16 protein-coding genes, 3 tRNA genes and 1 pseudogene are annotated in these 18,931 nt (G+C 42.5%); 8 read left to right on the top strand and 12 right to left on the bottom strand.

Annotated features, from left to right (window positions below; genetic code table 11):
* From RP262_RS10685 to RP262_RS10650, 8 genes and pseudogenes are all read right to left on the bottom strand, one after another.
* A partial coding sequence (locus RP262_RS10685; RefSeq protein WP_311155134.1) for a hypothetical protein occupies nucleotides 1-458 on the bottom strand: 458 nt, incomplete at its 3' end.
* A complete protein-coding gene (locus tag RP262_RS10680; protein ID WP_311155133.1) occupies nucleotides 439-1,470 on the bottom strand; it encodes a hypothetical protein in 1,032 nt (343 codons plus the stop codon). The genes RP262_RS10685 and RP262_RS10680, both read right to left, overlap by 20 nt.
* A gap of 73 nt (nucleotides 1,471-1,543) precedes the next feature.
* Nucleotides 1,544-4,192, bottom strand: a complete 2,649-nt coding sequence (locus RP262_RS10675; protein WP_311155132.1) for a valine--tRNA ligase — start codon at nucleotides 4,190-4,192, stop codon at nucleotides 1,544-1,546.
* Between the two features lie 11 nt (nucleotides 4,193-4,203).
* Nucleotides 4,204-4,605, bottom strand: coding sequence for a hypothetical protein (locus tag RP262_RS10670; RefSeq protein ID WP_311155131.1), 402 nt, complete (start codon nucleotides 4,603-4,605; stop codon nucleotides 4,204-4,206).
* Nucleotides 4,606-5,158: 553 nt separating this feature from the next.
* Nucleotides 5,159-5,710 (bottom strand): annotated as a pseudogene (locus RP262_RS10665) (GNAT family N-acetyltransferase); the annotation flags it as partial.
* A 266-nt stretch (nucleotides 5,711-5,976) separates the two neighbouring features.
* Nucleotides 5,977-6,231 (bottom strand): DUF1912 family protein, encoded by a 255-nt coding sequence (locus RP262_RS10660; RefSeq protein ID WP_002899692.1) that lies wholly within the window; start codon nucleotides 6,229-6,231, stop codon nucleotides 5,977-5,979.
* 26 nt (nucleotides 6,232-6,257) lie between these two features.
* Entirely contained in the window at nucleotides 6,258-7,619 is a 1,362-nt protein-coding gene (locus tag RP262_RS10655) for a DUF438 domain-containing protein (RefSeq protein ID WP_311155130.1), read from the bottom strand.
* Nucleotides 7,620-7,621: 2 nt separating this feature from the next.
* Nucleotides 7,622-7,852 carry a DUF1858 domain-containing protein gene (locus RP262_RS10650; protein ID WP_045501785.1) on the bottom strand — a complete coding sequence of 77 codons (231 nt, stop codon included), beginning with the start codon at nucleotides 7,850-7,852 and terminating at the stop codon, nucleotides 7,622-7,624.
* Between the two features lie 253 nt (nucleotides 7,853-8,105).
* On the opposite strand from RP262_RS10650, the gene RP262_RS10645 reads away from it, so the two are divergent.
* The 4 genes from RP262_RS10645 (at nucleotide 8,106) to RP262_RS10630 (ending at nucleotide 13,865) form a co-directional block, all read left to right on the top strand.
* Complete coding sequence (locus tag RP262_RS10645) at nucleotides 8,106-9,533, top strand: helix-turn-helix domain-containing protein (protein WP_311155129.1); 1,428 nt, start codon at nucleotides 8,106-8,108, stop codon at nucleotides 9,531-9,533.
* 157 nt (nucleotides 9,534-9,690) lie between these two features.
* Complete coding sequence (gene glpK, locus RP262_RS10640) at nucleotides 9,691-11,199, top strand: glycerol kinase GlpK (RefSeq protein WP_311155128.1); 1,509 nt, start codon at nucleotides 9,691-9,693, stop codon at nucleotides 11,197-11,199.
* A gap of 67 nt (nucleotides 11,200-11,266) precedes the next feature.
* On the top strand, nucleotides 11,267-13,093 hold the full coding sequence (gene glpO / locus RP262_RS10635; RefSeq protein WP_311155127.1) for a type 1 glycerol-3-phosphate oxidase: 1,827 nt from the start codon (nucleotides 11,267-11,269) through the stop codon (nucleotides 13,091-13,093).
* Nucleotides 13,094-13,160: 67 nt separating this feature from the next.
* Nucleotides 13,161-13,865 (top strand): MIP/aquaporin family protein, encoded by a 705-nt coding sequence (locus RP262_RS10630; RefSeq protein ID WP_268684524.1) that lies wholly within the window; start codon nucleotides 13,161-13,163, stop codon nucleotides 13,863-13,865.
* 184 nt (nucleotides 13,866-14,049) lie between these two features.
* Here the strand turns inward: RP262_RS10630 and rlmD are convergent, their stop codons facing one another.
* Nucleotides 14,050-15,420, bottom strand: a complete 1,371-nt coding sequence (gene rlmD / locus RP262_RS10625) for a 23S rRNA (uracil(1939)-C(5))-methyltransferase RlmD (protein WP_311155126.1) — start codon at nucleotides 15,418-15,420, stop codon at nucleotides 14,050-14,052.
* A gap of 55 nt (nucleotides 15,421-15,475) precedes the next feature.
* On the opposite strand from rlmD, the gene RP262_RS10620 reads away from it, so the two are divergent.
* The 4 genes from RP262_RS10620 to RP262_RS10605 all read left to right on the top strand — a co-directional run bounded on the left by RP262_RS10620 (nucleotide 15,476) and on the right by RP262_RS10605 (nucleotide 18,120).
* Nucleotides 15,476-16,252 carry an aminoglycoside 3'-phosphotransferase gene (locus RP262_RS10620; protein WP_311155125.1) on the top strand — a complete coding sequence of 259 codons (777 nt, stop codon included), beginning with the start codon at nucleotides 15,476-15,478 and terminating at the stop codon, nucleotides 16,250-16,252.
* Between the two features lie 26 nt (nucleotides 16,253-16,278).
* Nucleotides 16,279-17,055 carry a recombination regulator RecX gene (gene recX, locus RP262_RS10615; RefSeq protein WP_311155124.1) on the top strand — a complete coding sequence of 259 codons (777 nt, stop codon included), beginning with the start codon at nucleotides 16,279-16,281 and terminating at the stop codon, nucleotides 17,053-17,055.
* Between the two features lie 86 nt (nucleotides 17,056-17,141).
* On the top strand, nucleotides 17,142-17,675 hold the full coding sequence (locus RP262_RS10610) for a DUF402 domain-containing protein (RefSeq protein WP_002920515.1): 534 nt from the start codon (nucleotides 17,142-17,144) through the stop codon (nucleotides 17,673-17,675).
* Between the two features lie 127 nt (nucleotides 17,676-17,802).
* On the top strand, nucleotides 17,803-18,120 hold the full coding sequence (locus tag RP262_RS10605) for a DUF960 domain-containing protein (protein WP_268683320.1): 318 nt from the start codon (nucleotides 17,803-17,805) through the stop codon (nucleotides 18,118-18,120).
* A gap of 378 nt (nucleotides 18,121-18,498) precedes the next feature.
* Here the strand turns inward: RP262_RS10605 and RP262_RS10600 are convergent.
* The 3 genes from RP262_RS10600 to RP262_RS10590 form a co-directional block, all read right to left on the bottom strand.
* Nucleotides 18,499-18,572, bottom strand: a tRNA-Pro gene (locus RP262_RS10600).
* A gap of 46 nt (nucleotides 18,573-18,618) precedes the next feature.
* Nucleotides 18,619-18,692 (bottom strand) — tRNA-Arg (locus RP262_RS10595).
* 57 nt (nucleotides 18,693-18,749) lie between these two features.
* Nucleotides 18,750-18,823 (bottom strand) — tRNA-Arg (locus RP262_RS10590).
* Nucleotides 18,824-18,931 lie beyond the last annotated feature (108 nt).

Raw genomic sequence — 18,931 nt, 5'->3', positions numbered from 1 at the left:
GTTTCTGTTCGATATGCTTTACCAAGCATATCGTTATCATAAACTTCAAAAAAAATATACTCTGTTTTGCTAGTTATTATCGGACTCAAAAAATTCAGAAAATCAATATTATCAAGATTGCTTAGATTATCAATAAACTTATTGTAATTAAAGATTGATAGAGTATGATTTAAAACGTTCTTATTAATAGAGATAGTTACATCAATTTGATCAGAATCAGATATAAAATCGATATAAGTATCATTCAGTGTTACATCATCAATTCGTAGCTTTCGCTCGGCATCATTAGATAAATTAATTATTAATTTATCTCGTTCTGGTACTGCTTTTATAAGAGTTTTAAAGAATGAAATTCTAGGTAGTTCTTCCAGGGAAAATGATTGTTTAGCTTCAAAATAAAGTCGGTCTTCATCAGTTTTAAATTTTTCTAATAGAATATCATATATTGTCATTTCCATGTGTAAATTCTAAATAAGTCGTTTCATCGGTAACTTGTATTTTTAAATACTTTTTTCCTTGTTCTATATAAGTTTCAATAACTTCTCTATTTTCTGACACCGTTAATTTTATGCCCGGGTATACTTCATAATATGTACGGATTCTAGCCTTTACAATATCAGCAACTACCTGAAAATTCCTCTCAAATTTTTTCTTTTCTGGTAATTTAAGTAATTCATTTTTAAATTCCTCTCTTGGAAACGATTCATTAATAGAAGAATAATCATTAAAAATATCATTGATCATAGAATCATAATCCATAGTAGTATTTGTTCTGAAATAATGGATAAAAGAATTCCTTAAAAATGCTCGATCTTCTGGATATTTTTTCTTAATTTTTCTATTCAAGAAACCATCAATAGCATTAAAAGCATTTTTTGTATTTTCCTCATCATTAGTTAATTCAATTAACTCAAGAAATTCATCATACCAATACTTAGTAATTGTATCTTGGTGAAGTTGAACTCCAATCTCTTCGTTACTAGTTTCATCAATATAAAAAATTGCCGATTTATATACTTTAATATCTTTTGGAAAACCTTGTGTATCTGATAAACCTACTTGATTTACAAAAACAACATGAGCTATTTTTGCAAGTAAAAACATATATCTTTGATTATCTCTATCATAGAACAAAGCTTGAATCAGTGACCCAACTTGAACAGATTTTTTCATTTTTTCTATTTTACTCTGTGCAGATATTTCTTTGTCCAATAATCTCATAGAAATTGATTCGAAAAGTTCTTCACAATCAGTTGGTTCGCTTTGATTATCTATTATATTTTTTATACAATTTATGACTTGAGTTGTTTCCGCCTTTGATTTATAATTCTTTACATTTTTATTATTTGCCATTGTAAAAAGAACTTTCTGAAGATACTCATCAAATTTTATGCCATCATCTGGTATATTCTTTGTTGTAGTATTATTTTCTCTATCAATCGTATAAATAGTAACTTCCTTTAATTCCACTAATTTTACTCCTAATTATAATTACTATAACCAGTATACCACAAAAACACGGTTCATCACCGTGTTTCTATGTTTATTTCACCAATTTCCCCATCTCATCAATCCGCGCTACTGTTGCATCGTATTTAGCTTGGTAGTCGGCTTGTTTGTCGCGTTCTTTTTGGACGACTTCTGGTTTTGCGTTAGCTACGAAGCGCTCGTTAGAGAGTTTCTTGCCGACCATATCCAGTTCTTTCTTCCATTTGGCTAGTTCTTTTTCGAGACGAGCTAGCTCTTCCTCGATATTGAGGAGGTCTGCTAGCGGCAGGTAGATTTCTGCTCCTGTGATGATGCTAGACATGACCAGCTCTGGCACGGCAAGGTCTGCTGCGATTTCCAAATGCTCAGGATTGGTGAAACGCTTGATGTAGTTGACATTATCCTTGAAGAAGGTTTCTAGCGCGCTGTCTGTCGTCTTAATCAAGATGGTAATCGGCTTGCTTGGCGCCACATTAACCTCAGCTCTGCTATTGCGCACAGAACGAATCAGATCCTTGAGGGCTTCCACGCCAGCTGCTGCCTCGGCATTTTCAAACTCTGGACGAACCACTGGATAAGCCGCTGTCACAATGGTGCCTTCTGAGATTTGTCCAAAGATTTCCTCGGTCACGAAAGGCATGATTGGGTGAAGCAGGCGCAGGATTTGGTCCAGCGTGTAGAGGAGGACAGAGCGAGTGATGACTTTCTCGTCGTCATTGTCGCTGTAAAGCACTTCCTTGGTCAGCTCCACATACCAGTCGGCAAATTCATCCCAGATGAAGTTGTATAGGATGTGGCCAGCCACACCAAACTCAAACTTGTCGAAGTTCTCAGTCACCTTGCCAATGGTTTCGTTGAGGTTGTGGAGAATCCAGCGGTCGGTGACATTGCCTGCCTGACCAGTCGCCACCTGAGCGACATTCTCACGCGCTGCATCCAGCGTCAAACCTTCATTGTTCATGAGGATATAGCGGGAAATGTTCCAGATTTTGTTAATAAAGTTCCAAGAAGCATCCATTTTTTCATAGCTGAAGCGGACGTCTTGGCCAGGAGCAGAACCGTTTGAAAGGAACCAACGCAGGGCATCAGCACCGTATTTGTCAATGACATCCATCGGATCAATCCCGTTACCGAGAGATTTCGACATCTTGCGGCCTTGCTCGTCACGGATAAGACCATGGATGAGCACATTTTGGAATGGCTGACGACCAGTGAATTCCAAGGATTGGAAGATCATCCGAGATACCCAGAAGAAGATGATGTCGTAGCCTGTAACCAAGGTTGAAGTTGGGAAGTAGCGTTTGAAGTCTTCTGAGTCGACATCAGGCCAGCCCATGGTTGAGAAGGGCCAAAGGGCTGAACTGAACCAAGTATCCAACACATCTGGATCTTGAGACCAACCATCACCTTCCGGCGCTTCTTCGCCTACATAGATTTCACCTTCAGCATTGTACCAAGCTGGGATTTGGTGCCCCCACCAGAGCTGGCGAGAGATAACCCAGTCGTGGACACTTACCATCCATAGGAGGAAGGTGTCATTAAAGCGAGGTGGGTAGAATTCTACCTTGTCCTCTGTTGCTTGGTTGGCAATGGCATTCTTAGCCAATTGGTCCATCTTGACAAACCACTGAGTAGACAAGCGCGGCTCAACCATAACGCCAGTCCGCTCTGAGTGACCAACACTGTGGACACGTTTTTCGATTTTAACAAGGGCGCCGATTTCTTCCAGTTTCTTGACAACAGCTTTGCGAGCTTCAAAACGGTCTAACCCTGCAAATTCAAAGGCCAAGTCATTCATGGTTCCATCGTCGTTCATCACGTTAACTTGTGGCAAGTTATGGCGTTGCCCAACCAAGAAGTCGTTTGGATCGTGAGCCGGCGTGATTTTCACGACACCAGTCCCAAACTCAGGATCTGCGTGTTCGTCCGCCACGATTGGGATTAGTTTATTAGCGATTGGCAGAATAACGTTTTGACCAATCAAGTCCTTGTAGCGTGGGTCTTCTGGATTGACCGCAACGGCCACATCTCCAAACATCGTCTCAGGACGAGTGGTCGCTACTTCAAGGGCGCGTGAGCCATCCTCCAGCATATAGTTCATGTGGTAGAAAGCACCTTCCACGTCCTTATGGATGACCTCGATATCAGACAGGGCTGTGCGAGCTGCTGGATCCCAGTTGATGATAAACTCACCACGGTAGATCCAGCCTTTCTTGTAAAGCTCGACAAAAACCTTGCGAACAGCTTTTGACAGTCCCTCATCCAGAGTAAAACGCTCACGAGAATAGTCCACAGAGAGCCCCATCTTGCCCCATTGTTCCTTGATGGTCGTCGCATATTCGTCTTTCCATTCCCAGACTTTATCGAGGAATTTTTCACGACCGAGGTCATAGCGGGAAATGCCTTGCTCCCGCAAGCGCTCCTCGACCTTAGCCTGCGTGGCAATCCCCGCGTGGTCCATCCCTGGCAGCCAAAGCGTATCAAAGCCTTGCATGCGCTTCTGACGGATGACAATATCCTGCAAGGTCGTATCCCAAGCGTGACCAAGGTGAAGTTTCCCAGTTACGTTTGGTGGTGGAATAACGATCGAATAAGGCTTAGCCTTTTGATCGCCTGAGGGCTTGAAAACATCAGCCTCAAGCCATTTTTGGTAACGACCAGCCTCAACCTCGGCTGGATTGTATTTAGGTGAAAGTTGTTTCATTTTAGTTCTCCTTAATTATCAAACGAATATATTCCAGCTATTCCTAAGGCACCCAAAATTAGAAATGATGTTAAAATTGGATCCCAAAAAAACAACCAGAAGACAACAACAAAAATAATATATATCAATGTTCCAAAATATTTCTTTTGTTTTAAAGTATATAATATTATTCCTAATAGTACGAATATCCAAATTAATCCAACAATCAAATGCTGATAGTAATCTGGTAATTGAACAATCTTGAATGCTTTAGTAACTGTATTTAAGTTCTCATTAGTTGTTATACTTTTTACTACTTGACTATTTTTAAATATATATATATATATACAAGTCGCTATTTCAAATATACTGCTTACAACAAATAACCATACATTCGAAATATAGTCTTCAATATAATCCTTAATTTTCTCCATCACTAATACCTCATTTCTTTGAAATAAACATTCCTAATATAAATGCAATAACGGTCCATATTAGGGTCAATTTAGCAGGCTCAACGGTACTATTTTTGTCTAATAGCCAATTATATATTCGATTGTACAAATAAAATAACAGTTCTATAATTATAAAAATAATATTGAAACACAAATAAAATAAAATCAAAGATAATAAGTTACTGATAGCCATAACTTTGTATGAATTTAAAAAAATCAGAGTGTATATTCCTAAAATTATTAATATTATAGATAAACTAACAATGGATACTTTAAATCTTTTCTTTATTTTTGGAAGTTTTAAAAATGTTGTCAACAATAAAATAGGAGTTAAAATTAAAATAATTATTTCAATCATATTGAATGGCAAATGATTTATAGAATCTTTTAATACATCTAATTTTAACTTTCTAAGTATTATTGATAGTTCAATACTAATTCCCCCAGCTAATGAAATACTAAATAATAAGGTGAGAATATTATTTCTTAGAGACTTGAAAAATACTTTAAGTCTATTAATCATCCCCTTATCTTCCCACTCACTCCTCAGCAATCCATATATCAGACCGTCACAGCGATTGCCTTTGGCATCTTTGCGGTCTCGGATGCGAGCTTCGAGGGTGAAGCCAAGTTTCTCTGCGACTCGTTGACTTTGAAGATTATAGCCAAAGCAGGACAACTCAATCTTATGAAGGTCCAGTTCTTTAAAAGCTAAATCAATCAAGGCACGCGCCGCTTCTGGCACATAACCTCGTCCCCAATAGTCTGAGTGCAAGATATAGCCAAGCTCAAGCACATCATCTTCGTGCCGATGGTTGAAATCCACAGAGCCGATGATCTTATCCGTCCCTTTGACGACAATCCCGTAACCTGCTGGGAGATTCTCCTTTTTATTACGCTCAGGAAGGATATGCTCCAGATAATAAATCTCATCTTCCAAGGTCTTGACGGGCGGAAAGCCTGCTGGGTAGGAGACTTCTGGCCGACTGGCATAGTCAAAGATATCCACTGCATCAGCCACGGTGCGGACTCGTAAGACTAGTCGTTCCGTTTCTAATCGATTTGGTAATCGTACCTGCTCCATTTTCCTACCCCACTTTCTCCAAAAAATCGCCCCTGTCATCAATCTGACAGGGACGAATGTGTTTATCCGCGGTACCACCCAATTTCGGGCAACGCCCGCAACTCTCGTCTTTGAAGTAAATACAAAGACACTTTTATTTCAATTTTTCATCTCATCAGCAACCAGTTTTGACACATTTGTGGACTTCTCAGCGCCGCCACTTTCTGTAAAATGCTTGACTCAAAACACCTCTGATGAACCTATTCTATCACCTTTCCAGTGAAAAATCAATAATTTCTCTCCCCCAAAAGTCCGTCTGGCAGGTCATGAAATCCCTTGCCCGCCTGATAGTTGGCGAATTTCCCTAAAAGGAACTGGTAGGCATCTAGACGACTCTCATAGCGAATCGCCGCTTCCTTGGCTCGCTCGTCCTGGTCCGCCTCGTAGACCGCCTGACTCTCCTTGAGGGCCATCTCGTTAATCATGACCTGGGTCTTGACCCAAGCTTCAAACTCCTGTAAAAATTCCTGTTCGTAACTCATTTTTCTCACTTTCTAACTGCAAATACTTAGTCCAAATCTCGGTAAAAATCACGGTCAATATCACGGAAGGGCTGAATATCCTGCACATACTCCAGTACCCCCTGAAATTCACCAGTCTCATCTCGCACCGCCGCATAGGTCACATGGACAAACTTACCACGCGATTCCGACTTGAACCACATCTCAAACTTGTCCCGCTCTCCCTCGCGCAGAACCTTGAAAATCCGCCGCACCTTGTCCAAAAACTTGGGCGGGTGACAGAGCTCGACATTGCGTCCTATCTGGGACGGCGTCCGCTTGAAAATCATCTCGTCCGCCGGCACGCTGTCATTATAATACTGGAAAATATCGTCCTTATTCACAAAGGTAATCTCCATGGGCAGATGGTCCAAAATCAGATTGGCCTCCGCCACCGACAGATAGCCCTGACCAAAAGGCTGCTGGGACTCCCGATTAAAGCTTTGCTCCTTCTTTTCCTTAGGCTGAAAGGAAATGGTGACCTGACCATCCGGCGTATCAATGACTTGCTGAAACCTGCCATCACTCGTCTGCTCTCTACTGGCTGGCGCTTCGCTTCCTTCATCAGCAGCATCCCCAGCTTCCTCCTCCGAGAATGAGTGCCGCGCAGGAATCCATTTCTCCGTTGGCTTGATGATGGCATAGCCATAAGCATCGCTCTCCTCAGCAATCTTGAGCCAGTCGTCCTGAGTAAAGGACTCGAGGAGTATCATGAGAAGGATGGACTCTTCCTTGAAAATCATAGCTTCAAACTCAGCAGCAAAAGTTTCAAACTTGTCCTTGACTTCTTGAATCGTGCTATCCGGTAGTTGCTCTGCAGCAATCTTAGCCTCTTGGAAAAGGTCTCGAATCTGGTCATCTACCCCCCACATGACCTTGGGCGGCGAATCGTGGCCGTAGCTCTCCATGATAGGAAACATAAGCTCTTCCTTGCGCTGATAGTGGATATCAAACTGCTCCACCAAACCCAGCTGGCGCTGGAGTCCCTTGCGGATTTCAGGAAGAAGCTCCTCATCTTCTGTGCTTTCATAGGTAGATAGGAGTCTTCGAACCCGCATAAGTGCAGCTCGCAGCGCTAGATTTTCCTGCTTAAAAATCTGAACAGGATGGCCTGGATGGTCGGTATCAGCCACCTCCACATCCTGAATGGCACCTTTAAAGAGATTGGCATGGACATTGCAGAGAGACATGACATCTTCAAAGGTCACTCCCGTATCCGAGTTCATCAGCTCATGCTCCATCAGGCTGATTTCGATAGCGGACACACCAGCAAAATGCTTGTTGAAAAGCTCCTGAACAGATTCTGCCGAAGCTCCATTATGTAGGTCCAGCAAAATAGACTTGAGGACTTCAATGCGTTCAGTAGCCATGCCTAAATCCCCACCACTTCATAGCCGTTTAATTCCAGAGTTTGCTTGATTTTATTCAGGTCAATGCCGTTCATACCAGCTCCTTTTTTGATAGAAACCACGCGCCCGACAGTATTTCGCATGACGGGATTGGCCAGAGGCGTAAAGCCCAACTCGACCAAAACATCCAAAACCTCGGGATGCTTCTCAATCACTTCTGCCACTGGGATAGACAAATCAATCACATTATCCATAACTGCTCCCTCATCGTCATTTTTCTACAATTATACCATAAAAAAGCTATCAGACTCAAAGCAAAAAAGTGAGAGAGATTACTCCTCTTATGCTTGTTCAAAAGAAATGGAATGACGAATTAAGATGAACATGATGATGGATTGTTTCAGTTTATTATTTCCTTAGACAACGATAAGAAAATATAAAGCACATTGCTTCGACTTTTTTCCCTTTTGTGATAAGCTAAGATTAGTGAATTGAGAGGGTTTTCGTATGTATCTTGCAGACTTAATGGAAAAGAGTGAAGCGGGGCAGTTTATTGTCCTGTCTTATTTACAGCAGCATTCTACATCCAGTTTGAAGGGCGTCATGTCAGAAACAGGCTTCTCGAAAGCAACCTTGACCAAGTACATTAGCCTGATTAACGACAAGGCTGTAGATCATCATGCAGCCTTATCCATCCAGCTTCAAGACGAAACGCTCAGTCTGGCTATCGGATCTGATACTAAGGGTCGAGATATTCGCAGACTCTTTTTGGGCAATGCTGTCAAATACCAGATTTTAAACTACCTGCTCTATCATCAGCAGTTTTTAGCCCATCAATTAGCTCAAGAGCTCATGATCAGTGAAGCAACACTCGGCCGTCATATATCCGGTCTAAATCAGATTTTATCAGAGTTTGAGCTATCTATCCAAAATGGCCGCTTGAAAGGGCCTGAGCACCAGATCCGCTATTTTTATTTCTGCCTCTTTCGCAAGGTTTGGTCCAGTCAAGATTGGGAAAAGGAACTTCAAAAATCAGAAAGAAGGCAGGAAGTTGCCGTCTTAGAAGAACTCTGCGGAGCCCAGCTCTCTCAAGGGCAGCGATTGGACTTGGCCCTTTGGGCACATATCACCCAACAGCGCCTAAGAGTCAATGCCTGTCAATTCCAAAACATTGAGCAGAAAATGCAGGGCTATTTTGAAAATATCTTCTACCAACGCTTGCATCGCCGGACAAATGATTTCTTTGCCGGACAGCACATCACCCTGAGCCAGGAAGACGGGGAAATGATGATTTTCTTTTCATTTCTCCTGTCCCATCGGATTCTGCCTCTGCACACCATGGAGTATATTCTGGGCTTTGGCGGTGAAATTGCCGGTCTGATTACGCAACTGATTCAAGAGATGAAAGCTCAGGACTTGCTAGGTGACTATATCGAGGACCAGGTGACCTACGAACTCAGTCAACTCTGTGCTCGAGCCTTTCTTTTTAAAGGCTATCTCTTGCAAGACAAATACAAGCACAATCTGGAATTGCGCCATCCTTACTTATGGAGCGAATACGATTATCGACAAGTGGCAGACACTATTTTTAGTAAACTCCCTATTTTTCAACAGGGAACATCTCTGGATAAAAAGGTTTTGTGGGAATGGCTCCAGCTGATGGAGTACATTGCTGAAAACGACGGTCAAGTCATCAAGATAGGCATGGATTTGACAGATAGTTTTATCGTTGTTTCCAGGATGACGGCCATTTTAAGACGCTATTTAGAGTACAATCGCTTTATAACGATTGAATCCTACGACCTTACCAGAAATTATGACCTCATCATCACCAACAATCCTATCCATCAGACCCAGCAAGTTCCTATCTATTATTTAAAAAATGACCTGGATTTGGAAGATTTGGCTCAAATCCGTCACATGATATTTCATTAAGAAACTTGGAGAAATCCAGGTTTCTTTGTGATTTTCGCACAATCTCCTCAGATTTTTTTAAAATTTAAAAAAAGTTGATAAAAAAGAAAGCGTTTTATTTTATATACTAGTTACTGTAGAGGAAACATCCTCAAGATTTTTACCAGGAGGACAGTTCATGTCACAAGAAAAATACATCATGGCCATCGACCAAGGAACTACTAGTTCCCGCGCCATCATCTTTAACAAAAAAGGAGAAAAAGTTAGCTCCAGTCAAAAAGAATTTACTCAGATTTTCCCTCAGGCTGGATGGGTTGAGCACAATGCCAATGAAATTTGGAACTCTGTTCAGTCTGTTATCGCCGGTGCCTTCATCGAAAGTGGAGTCAAACCCAATCAAATCGAAGCCATCGGAATCACCAACCAGCGTGAAACAACTGTCGTCTGGGATAAGAATACTGGTCTTCCTATCTATAATGCTATCGTTTGGCAATCTCGTCAGACTGCTCCTCTGGCTGAACAGCTGAAAAGCCAAGGCTATGTGGAAAAATTCCATGAAAAGACTGGTTTGATTATTGACGCTTACTTTTCTGCTACCAAGGTTCGCTGGATTTTGGACCATGTAGAGGGAGCACAAGAAAGAGCTGAAAAGGGCGAATTGCTCTTTGGTACCATCGATACCTGGCTAGTTTGGAAATTGACTGACGGCGCAGCTCATGTGACCGACTACTCAAATGCAGCCCGTACCATGCTCTATAACATCAAGGATCTTAAATGGGATGATGAGATTTTGGAAATTCTTAACATTCCAAAGGCTATGCTTCCAGAAGTTCGTTCTAACTCAGAAATCTATGGCAAGACTGCTCCATTCCATTTCTACGGCGGAGAAGTTCCAATCTCTGGTATGGCTGGTGACCAGCAGGCAGCTCTCTTTGGACAGTTAGCTTTTGAGCCTGGTATGGTTAAGAATACTTATGGAACTGGTTCCTTTATCATCATGAACACTGGTGAAGAGATGCAGCTGTCTGAAAACAACCTCTTGACAACCATCGGCTATGGAATTAACGGCAAGGTTTATTATGCCTTAGAAGGTTCTATCTTTATTGCCGGAAGTGCTATTCAATGGCTGCGCGATGGTCTTCGGATGGTTGAAAATTCACCAGAATCTGAAAAATATGCCCTCAATTCTCAAAACAATGACGAAGTCTATGTCGTACCTGCCTTTACAGGTCTGGGCGCTCCCTACTGGGATCAAAATGCACGTGGATCTGTCTTTGGCTTGACCCGCGGAACCAGCAAGGAAGACTTTATCAAGGCTACTCTGCAATCCATCGCTTACCAAGTACGCGACATCATTGACACTATGCAGGTGGATGCCAAGACTGCTATTCAAGTCCTCAAAGTCGACGGCGGTGCTGCTATGAACAACTTCCTCATGCAGTTCCAGGCTGACATTTTGGGAATCGATATTGCCCGTGCTAAAAACTTAGAAACAACTGCTCTCGGTGCAGCCTTCTTGGCAGGACTGTCAGTAGGCTACTGGAAAGACTTAGATGAACTCCGCACTCTCAATGAAACAGGAGAACTCTTTGAGCCGTCTATGAATGAATCCCGTAAGGAACAACTCTACAAAGGATGGAAAAAAGCCGTTAAGGCAACTCAAGCCTTTGCAGAAATCGACGACTAAAACTGATTTTCATTTGATAATCAAGTCAGTAGAAGCATGAAACGACTAAGTTAGAAAGTGTGTAATTATGGAATTTTCAAAGAAAACACGTGAATTATCGATAAAAAAAATGCAGGAACGCACCTTAGACCTCCTGATTATTGGTGGTGGGATTACCGGTGCTGGAGTAGCCTTGCAAGCGGCAGCTAGTGGCCTAGATACAGGTCTGATTGAAATGCAGGACTTTGCTGAAGGGACTTCTAGCCGTTCTACCAAATTGGTCCACGGAGGACTTCGTTACCTTAAGCAATTCGACGTAGAGGTGGTTTCAGATACAGTTTCTGAGCGTGCTGTGGTACAGCAAATTGCCCCCCATATTCCAAAACCAGACCCTATGCTCCTTCCAGTCTATGAAGAAGATGGCGCTACTTTCAGCCTCTTCCGCCTCAAAGTGGCTATGGACCTCTACGACCTCTTGGCTGGTGTCAACAACACTCCTGCTGCTAACAAGGTGTTGAGCAAGGAAGAAGTGCTAGAACGGGAGCCTGAACTCAAGAAGGAAGGCCTGGTCGGCGGCGGTGTCTATCTTGACTTCCGCAACAACGACGCTCGGCTCGTAATTGAAAATATCAAACGTGCCAACCAAGACGGTGCCCTGATTGCCAACCATGTCAAGGCAGAAGGCTTCCTCTTTGATGAATCTGGAAAGATTACAGGCGTTGTTGCGCGTGACCTCTTGACGGATGAAGTCTTTGAAATCAAGGCTCGCTTGGTCATCAACACAACTGGACCTTGGAGCGACAAGGTGCGCAATCTATCAAATGATGGTGAACAATACTCCCAAATGCGTCCAACCAAGGGTGTTCACTTGGTGGTTGATTCTAGCAAGATCAAGGTTTCTCAGCCAGTTTACTTTGATACAGGCTTGGGAGACGGCCGGATGGTCTTTGTTCTTCCACGTGAAAATAAAACCTACTTTGGTACGACTGACACTGACTACACTGGCGATCTAGAGCATCCAAAAGTAACACAAGAAGATGTGGATTACCTCTTGGGCATTGTCAATAATCGCTTCCCAGAAGCAAAGATCACAATTGATGACATCGAAAGCAGCTGGGCAGGTCTGCGTCCTCTGATTACAGGAAACAGTGCTTCTGACTACAACGGCGGAAACAACGGTACCATTAGCGACGAAAGTTTCAATGCACTGATTGCGACTGTTGAAAGCTATTTGGCTAAAGAAAAATCCCGTGAGGATGTCGAGGCGGCTGTTACGCAACTCGAAAGCAGCACCTCTGAGAAACACTTGGATCCATCTGCCGTATCTCGCGGTTCCAGCCTGGAACGTGATAACAATGGCCTCTTGACCCTTGCTGGCGGTAAAATCACAGACTATCGTAAGATGGCGGAAGGTGCTATGGAGCGTGTCATTGAAATCCTTAAAGCAGAATTCGACCGCAGCTTCAAGCTCATCAACTCTAAGACCTACCCTGTTTCAGGCGGAGAGCTCAATCCAGCAAATGTGGATTCCGAAATCGAAGCTTTTGCTCAACTTGGTGTATCTCGCGGCTTAGAAAGCAAAGAAGCCTTCTATCTTGCAAATCTTTACGGCTCCAATGCTCCTAAAGTCTTTGTCCTCGCTCACAGTATCGAACAAGCACCAGGTCTCAGCCTGGCAGATACCTTGTCACTGCACTATGCAATGCGCAATGAGCTGGTTCTCAGCCCAGTTGACTTCTTGCTTCGCCGGACAAACCACATGCTCTTTATGCGGGATAGCTTAGATGCGATTTTAGAGCCTGTTCTGGATGAAATGGGACGATTCTACGACTGGACAGAAGAAGAAAAAGCAGCTTATCGCAATGATGTTCAAGCTGCCCTTGCAAATAACGATTTAGAAGAATTAAAAAAATAGAAAATACGAGAAGAGGCGGCTGACCAAGAACTGTCTGCCACCCCTTCTTTTAAATGGAGTAACATAAATGATGAAAGAAATATTTGGCGAATTTTTAGGAACACTGCTCTTGCTCCTTCTGGGTAATGGTGTAGTTGCAGGTGTGGTTCTTCCCAAAACTAAGAGTCACAATTCAGGCTGGATTGTGATTACCATGGGATGGGGGATTGCCGTTGCCATCGCTGCTTTTGTATCTGGCAACCTTGGCCCAGCCCATCTGAATCCTGCCCTAACTATCGGAGTAGCTCTGAAAGGTGATTTGCCTTGGGCATCTGTTCTTCCTTACATCCTTGCTCAGTTTGCAGGTGCTATGGTTGGACAGTTCCTAGTCTTCCTACAGTTCAAACCTCACTATCTAGCTGAAGAAAATCCGGCTAACGTTTTAGGTACATTCAGCACAGGCCCAGCTATCAAAGATACCTTCTCTAACCTGATTAGCGAAATCCTTGGAACCTTTGTCCTTGTGCTGACTATCTTCGCTCTAGGACTTTATAAGCTGCAAGCAGGCATTGGCACTTTTGCAGTCGGAACATTGATTATCGGGATTGGACTATCACTTGGTGGAACAACTGGCTATGCACTCAATCCAGCTCGTGACTTAGGACCTCGCATTATGCACAGTCTCCTTCCGATTCCAAACAAAGGAAATGGCGATTGGAGCTATGCTTGGATTCCTGTTGTCGGACCAATTATTGGTGCCGTCCTTGCAGTCCTAGTCTTCGGTTTATTCTAATATAACTGATTGCCATTGGAGAACACTTGACGAGTGTTCTCTTTTTTTGACTAATTGATTAGGCTAAGACTGAATCCCTATAAAACCATTGTAATTTTGACAAAAGAAAAGACTTAGCCCTGTATTACAAGAAAACTAAGTCCTTTTTAGAATGATTTTGTCAACTCTAGCGAGCTGTTTCTAATTAACTCAAACGAGTGCTATCGCTCTTGGATAATTTCACCACTGCCTCGGTCCGAGCAGTATGCGGAAACATATCAACCGACTGGATGTAGTGGACATCGTAGACCTGACAAAGCTTGACCAGATCCCGAGCCAGAGTTGAGACATTACAGGAAACGTAGACCATCTTTTCAGGTGCATAGCGGACAATCGTCTCTAGCAGCTTATCGTCCAGACCTGTTCGAGGCGGATCGACAATCAAGGCATCCGCCCGATAGCCCTCAGCGTACCAGCGAGGAATAATCTCCTCTGCCGTCCCAGCCTCGTAGAGTGTATTGTCAAAGCCCATCCTTTTCGCATTACGCTTAGCGTCTTCAATGGCCTCAGGGATGATGTCCATACCTCTCAGAGACTTGACCCTTTTAGCAAAGGCAAAACCGATAGTCCCCACTCCGCAATAGGCGTCAATCAAATGATCTTCTTTCGTCACATCCAGCGCCTTAACCGCCTCCCCGTAGAGCACCTCTGTCTGCTCAGGATTGAGCTGATAGAAAGCTCGAGGCGATAGGGAGAACTCATAGTCCAGCACTCCTTCTTGGATAGCCTCCTCGCCCCAGATAATCTCTGTCTTATCCCCATAAATCTCACTGGACTTGCTCGTATGATAATTGACTGCCACGGTTTCCAACTCAGGAAATTCAGCCACTAGGTCTCGGACGACTGGAGAAAATTCTAGCTTGCGCCCCGTCACAAAAATCATCTGCACCTGCCCCGTCTTTCTGGCCCTGCGAATCATGACCGTGCGTACCCCAGCGTTCTTGCGTTCATCATAGATAGGCAGCCTGTACTTGCCTAAAAGCCGAGCCACCTTATTTATGATCTGTTGCGTCACCTTGTCCTGAACCAGACAGTTTTTCAGCGAGATCAGATAGTGGGAATTCTGGGCATAAAGCCCCGCCTTGACCTCATCCTTATATTTCCGAGTCTGAAACTGCAACTTGGCCCGATAATAGAGCGGCTCCTGCATACCAATGGTCGGACGAATTTCATAGTTCTCGTAGCCAGCTGGCGCAAACTTTTTCAAAGCCTGACGCAGCAAATCTTCCTTAAACTCCAACTGCTTATCATAGTGGAGGTGCATGATTTGACAGCCCCCACAGCTATCATAAATCTCACAAGGCGCTTCCACCCGAAATTTTGACCGCTTGTTGATAGTCAAGAGCTTAGCCTCGATGAAATTACGCTGAACCTTAGTCACCTGACAGTAAACTTCCTCACCTTTCAAAACCCCTGGCACAAAGACCAGCGTTTTCTTATAAAATCCAATCCCTTCCCCATTAATCCCCATTTTCTTAATTTTCAAAGGGATTCTTTGCTTCACTTTCACATTCATGATTCTATTATACCACGCTGCCTCGTATTAGATAAGAATATGTTACAATAAAAGTATGAAAGCAGAAAAAATATCCCTTCGACTGGCCCATTTCCCTGAGCAAATACGAACTTATCTAGAAGGAGCCAATTTTTACGACAGCTCCTCACATTCTGGAGCCAGTGTTTTCTATGCTGATACGGGCTATTATTTGAAAATCGACCAAAAAGGCCAGTTAGCCCAAGAAGCGACACTTGCCAAATGGTTTGAGAAGCAAGGACTCGGTGTGCCTGTCATTCACTACCTGGCAGCAGATAAGGACTACCTGCTGACTAAAGAAGCCGAGGGCAAGGACGCCCTAGCCTTTCTCCAACAGCCAGAAGAACTTTGCCAAACGATGGCTGCCGCGCTCAGAAAACTTCATAGCATCCAACCCCAGCATTTCCCAATCCAGCATCGCCTCCAACACTATAAAGAACAAGCAGAGGAAAATTATCGGAAAGGCTGTTTTTATCAAAAAGCTTTATTGCCTCAATTTCATATCCAAAGTCGAGAGGAAGCATACCAGCTTATCCAAGAGCAGGGACACCTACTGACGGCGGACGCCTTGATTCATGGAGATGCCTGCTTGCCTAATTTCATTCTGAAAGACGCAGCAACCTTCTCCTGCTTTATTGACGTCGGCCTCGCCGGCCTTAGTGATCGCCACCTTGACCTTTACTGGGCCATCTGGTCTCTTACTTATAATTTATCTAACCCCCAATACGCAGAGCTCTTTCTTGACTACTATGGCAGGAAGGATGTTGATACAGACAAACTGCGCTTGATAGCTGCCTTTGAAGCATTTGGTTAAAAGAAAGGACTTTACCAAAATCCCTTATGAAAATCACAAAAATCGAAAAGAAAAAAAGACTCTACCTCTTGGAGTTGGACGACAGTGAAAAGCTCTATATTACAGAAGATACCATCGTTCGCTTCATGCTGTCCAAAGGAATGGAAATCACAGAGCAGGAGCTATCAGAAATTCAAGGCTATGCCCAATTTTCTTACGGCAAAAATCTAGCCCTCTATCATCTCTCCTTCAAGCAAAGAACTGCTAAGGAAGTTAAAGACTACTTAACACAGCACGACATCCAACCAGAAATCATCAGTCAGGTCTTGGACAATCTTAAAAAGGAACATTGGATAAATGATAGAAAGTATGCTCATTCTTTTATCCAATCCAACCTTCTCACTGGTGACAAAGGCGCTTTTGTTCTCAAGCAAAAACTCAGTCAAAAAGGGATTTCTAGCACTATCATAGAAGAAGAATTGAATCAGTTTGATTTTACTGAACTAACAGACAAGGTTGCCGAAAAGCTGCTCAAAAAATACCAGGGAAAACTACCCAGCAAGGCCTTACAAGATAAAATTCTTCAATCCTTGATAAACAAAGGTTTTTCATACAGCCAAGCCAAAACCGCCTATCAGCATTTGGAAATCGAAGAAGACCAAGAAAACCAGCAAGAACTGCTCTATAAAGAGCTAGACAAGCAATACCGCAAGTACTCAAAAAAATACGACGGCTATGACTTAAAACAGCGTCTAACCCAAGCTCTAGCCCGCAAAGGCTATGATTTCTCCGAAATCGCTAGCGCTCTGAGAGAATATCTTTAAGATTTTCTATGAAAACTTATGCATTTCTATGAAAATATGTTACAATAAAGAAGATAAACTTATAAATTGTAGAAAGTTGGTAAGTTATGAAACTTCCAAAAGAAGGCGACTTTATTACAATTCAAAGTTATAAGCATGATGGGAATCTTCACCGCACCTGGCGAGATACCATGGTACTAAAGACAACAGAAAACGCCATTATTGGGGTTAATGACCACACACTGGTGACAGAAAGTGATGGCCGACGTTGGGTAACACGTGAACCAGCCATTGTCTATTTTCATAAAAAATACTGGTTTAATATCATTGCCATGATTCGAGACAATGGAACATCATACTACTGCAACCTGGCCAGTCCTTACTATCTGGATAATGAAGCTCTAAAATACATTGACTATGATTTAGACGTCAAAGTCTTTGCTGATGGTGAAAAACGCCTGTTGGATGTAGAAGAATATGAACGCCACAAAAGACAGATGCACTATTCTGATGATTTGGATTTCATTCTCAAAGAAAATGTCAAAATCCTAGTTGATTGGATTAACAACGGAAGAGGTCCATTTTCAGATGCTTATGTCAATATTTGGTACAAACGTTATGTTGAACTAAAGAATCGATAAAGTTGTCAAAGAGCGTAAGCTCTTTTTCTTTTGTCTAATTCGACCTCATCGGAAGTCAAATTCTTGCAATCTCAAGCATTTTCGGGTATCATATAAGAAAATCCAGACTGTAAGAAAGGGGTCTCCCATGGCATTTACAAATACTCTCGGCCGATATGCCAGCTTTGGCATCATGACGAGCCTCCCTGAAGAAATTGTCGACTCATTCTGGTATATCATTGATAACAATCTCAAAGGGGTCTTTGAACTTCGCCCAGTCCTCAAGTTCGAAATCATCAATCGACAAGGAAAAGTATCTCTACGATTCTCACAAAAAAACTTCAACACTATTATTTCATTTGATTTAAACTACCAATTTGACCCTTTCTTTCCCAGAAAAATCTACATCGTTGATAACAAGGGCAAAGAAACCATTATGCTATCTGACGAATACTCTTTGATGTAGTAAATCAAACTCAGCACATATAAAAACCTCTGAAAGCAACTATTCACTGCTATCAGAGGTTTTTTTCTTTAATATTATTCACCTCAAATGGAAAGTACATTTCAGCAGCTTGATACAGCCTAAACTCTCAGAACACTAGCCTTTAAAATCAAACTAAACCTGGTTAAGTAATCAAATCCCTTGCATTCTAATAGGATTATATAAAGAGACAAGACAAGTAGTTATAAAAGATTGTATCTCTAATTAAATCCGACTATAACGACTATAACTAAAAGAGCTTAACACCAGCATATGTTAGCTAAGTTTCGGATAATGAACAAACAGTTTTCTTAAAAACAAAAAAGATAGATCAGTACATCTATCTTCTATGTTATCTAGTCGGGAAGACAGGATTCGAACCTGCGACACCTTGGTCCCAAACCAAGTACTCTACCAAGCTGAGCTACTTCCCGTTGTTTAAACAATCTAAAAACGGAGCCCTACGACTTCGCTTCCAAATGCACCCTAGAGGAGTCGAACCTCTAACCGCCTGATTCGTAGTCAGGTACTCTATCCAGTTGAGCTAAGGGTGCTCACTATTCATATTAAATTAATTATTGCAAAACTTAAGAAAAAATCAAACAATTTAATGCACCCTAGAGGAGTCGAACCTCTAACCGCCTGATTCGTAGTCAGGTACTCTATCCAGTTGAGCTAAGGGTGCTCACTATTCATATTAAATTAATTATTGCAAAACTTAAGAAAAAATCAAACAATTTAATGCACCCTAGAGGAGTCGAACCTCTAACCGCCTGATTCGTAGTCAGGTACT

It is taken from the genome of uncultured Streptococcus sp., assembly GCF_963456385.1.
Lineage (GTDB): Bacteria > Bacillota > Bacilli > Lactobacillales > Streptococcaceae > Streptococcus.
This window is presented reverse-complemented; position numbering and strand designations above follow the sequence as displayed.

What these genes read in the sequence shown, in the direction of transcription:
- RP262_RS10675 (WP_311155132.1), bottom strand. Translation starts at nt 4,192, where the DNA reads ATGAAACAACTTTCACCTAAATACAATCCAGCCGAGGTTGAGGCTGGT.
- RP262_RS10670 (WP_311155131.1), bottom strand. Translation starts at nt 4,605, where the DNA reads ATGGAGAAAATTAAGGATTATATTGAAGACTATATTTCGAATGTATGG.
- RP262_RS10660 (WP_002899692.1), bottom strand. Translation starts at nt 6,231, where the DNA reads ATGAGTTACGAACAGGAATTTTTACAGGAGTTTGAAGCTTGGGTCAAG.
- RP262_RS10655 (WP_311155130.1), bottom strand. Translation starts at nt 7,619, where the DNA reads ATGGCTACTGAACGCATTGAAGTCCTCAAGTCTATTTTGCTGGACCTA.
- RP262_RS10650 (WP_045501785.1), bottom strand. Translation starts at nt 7,852, where the DNA reads ATGGATAATGTGATTGATTTGTCTATCCCAGTGGCAGAAGTGATTGAG.
- RP262_RS10645 (WP_311155129.1), top strand. Translation starts at nt 8,106, where the DNA reads ATGTATCTTGCAGACTTAATGGAAAAGAGTGAAGCGGGGCAGTTTATT.
- glpK (WP_311155128.1), top strand. Translation starts at nt 9,691, where the DNA reads ATGTCACAAGAAAAATACATCATGGCCATCGACCAAGGAACTACTAGT.
- glpO (WP_311155127.1), top strand. Translation starts at nt 11,267, where the DNA reads ATGGAATTTTCAAAGAAAACACGTGAATTATCGATAAAAAAAATGCAG.
- RP262_RS10630 (WP_268684524.1), top strand. Translation starts at nt 13,161, where the DNA reads ATGATGAAAGAAATATTTGGCGAATTTTTAGGAACACTGCTCTTGCTC.
- rlmD (WP_311155126.1), bottom strand. Translation starts at nt 15,420, where the DNA reads ATGAATGTGAAAGTGAAGCAAAGAATCCCTTTGAAAATTAAGAAAATG.
- RP262_RS10620 (WP_311155125.1), top strand. Translation starts at nt 15,476, where the DNA reads ATGAAAGCAGAAAAAATATCCCTTCGACTGGCCCATTTCCCTGAGCAA.
- recX (WP_311155124.1), top strand. Translation starts at nt 16,279, where the DNA reads ATGAAAATCACAAAAATCGAAAAGAAAAAAAGACTCTACCTCTTGGAG.
- RP262_RS10610 (WP_002920515.1), top strand. Translation starts at nt 17,142, where the DNA reads ATGAAACTTCCAAAAGAAGGCGACTTTATTACAATTCAAAGTTATAAG.
- RP262_RS10605 (WP_268683320.1), top strand. Translation starts at nt 17,803, where the DNA reads ATGGCATTTACAAATACTCTCGGCCGATATGCCAGCTTTGGCATCATG.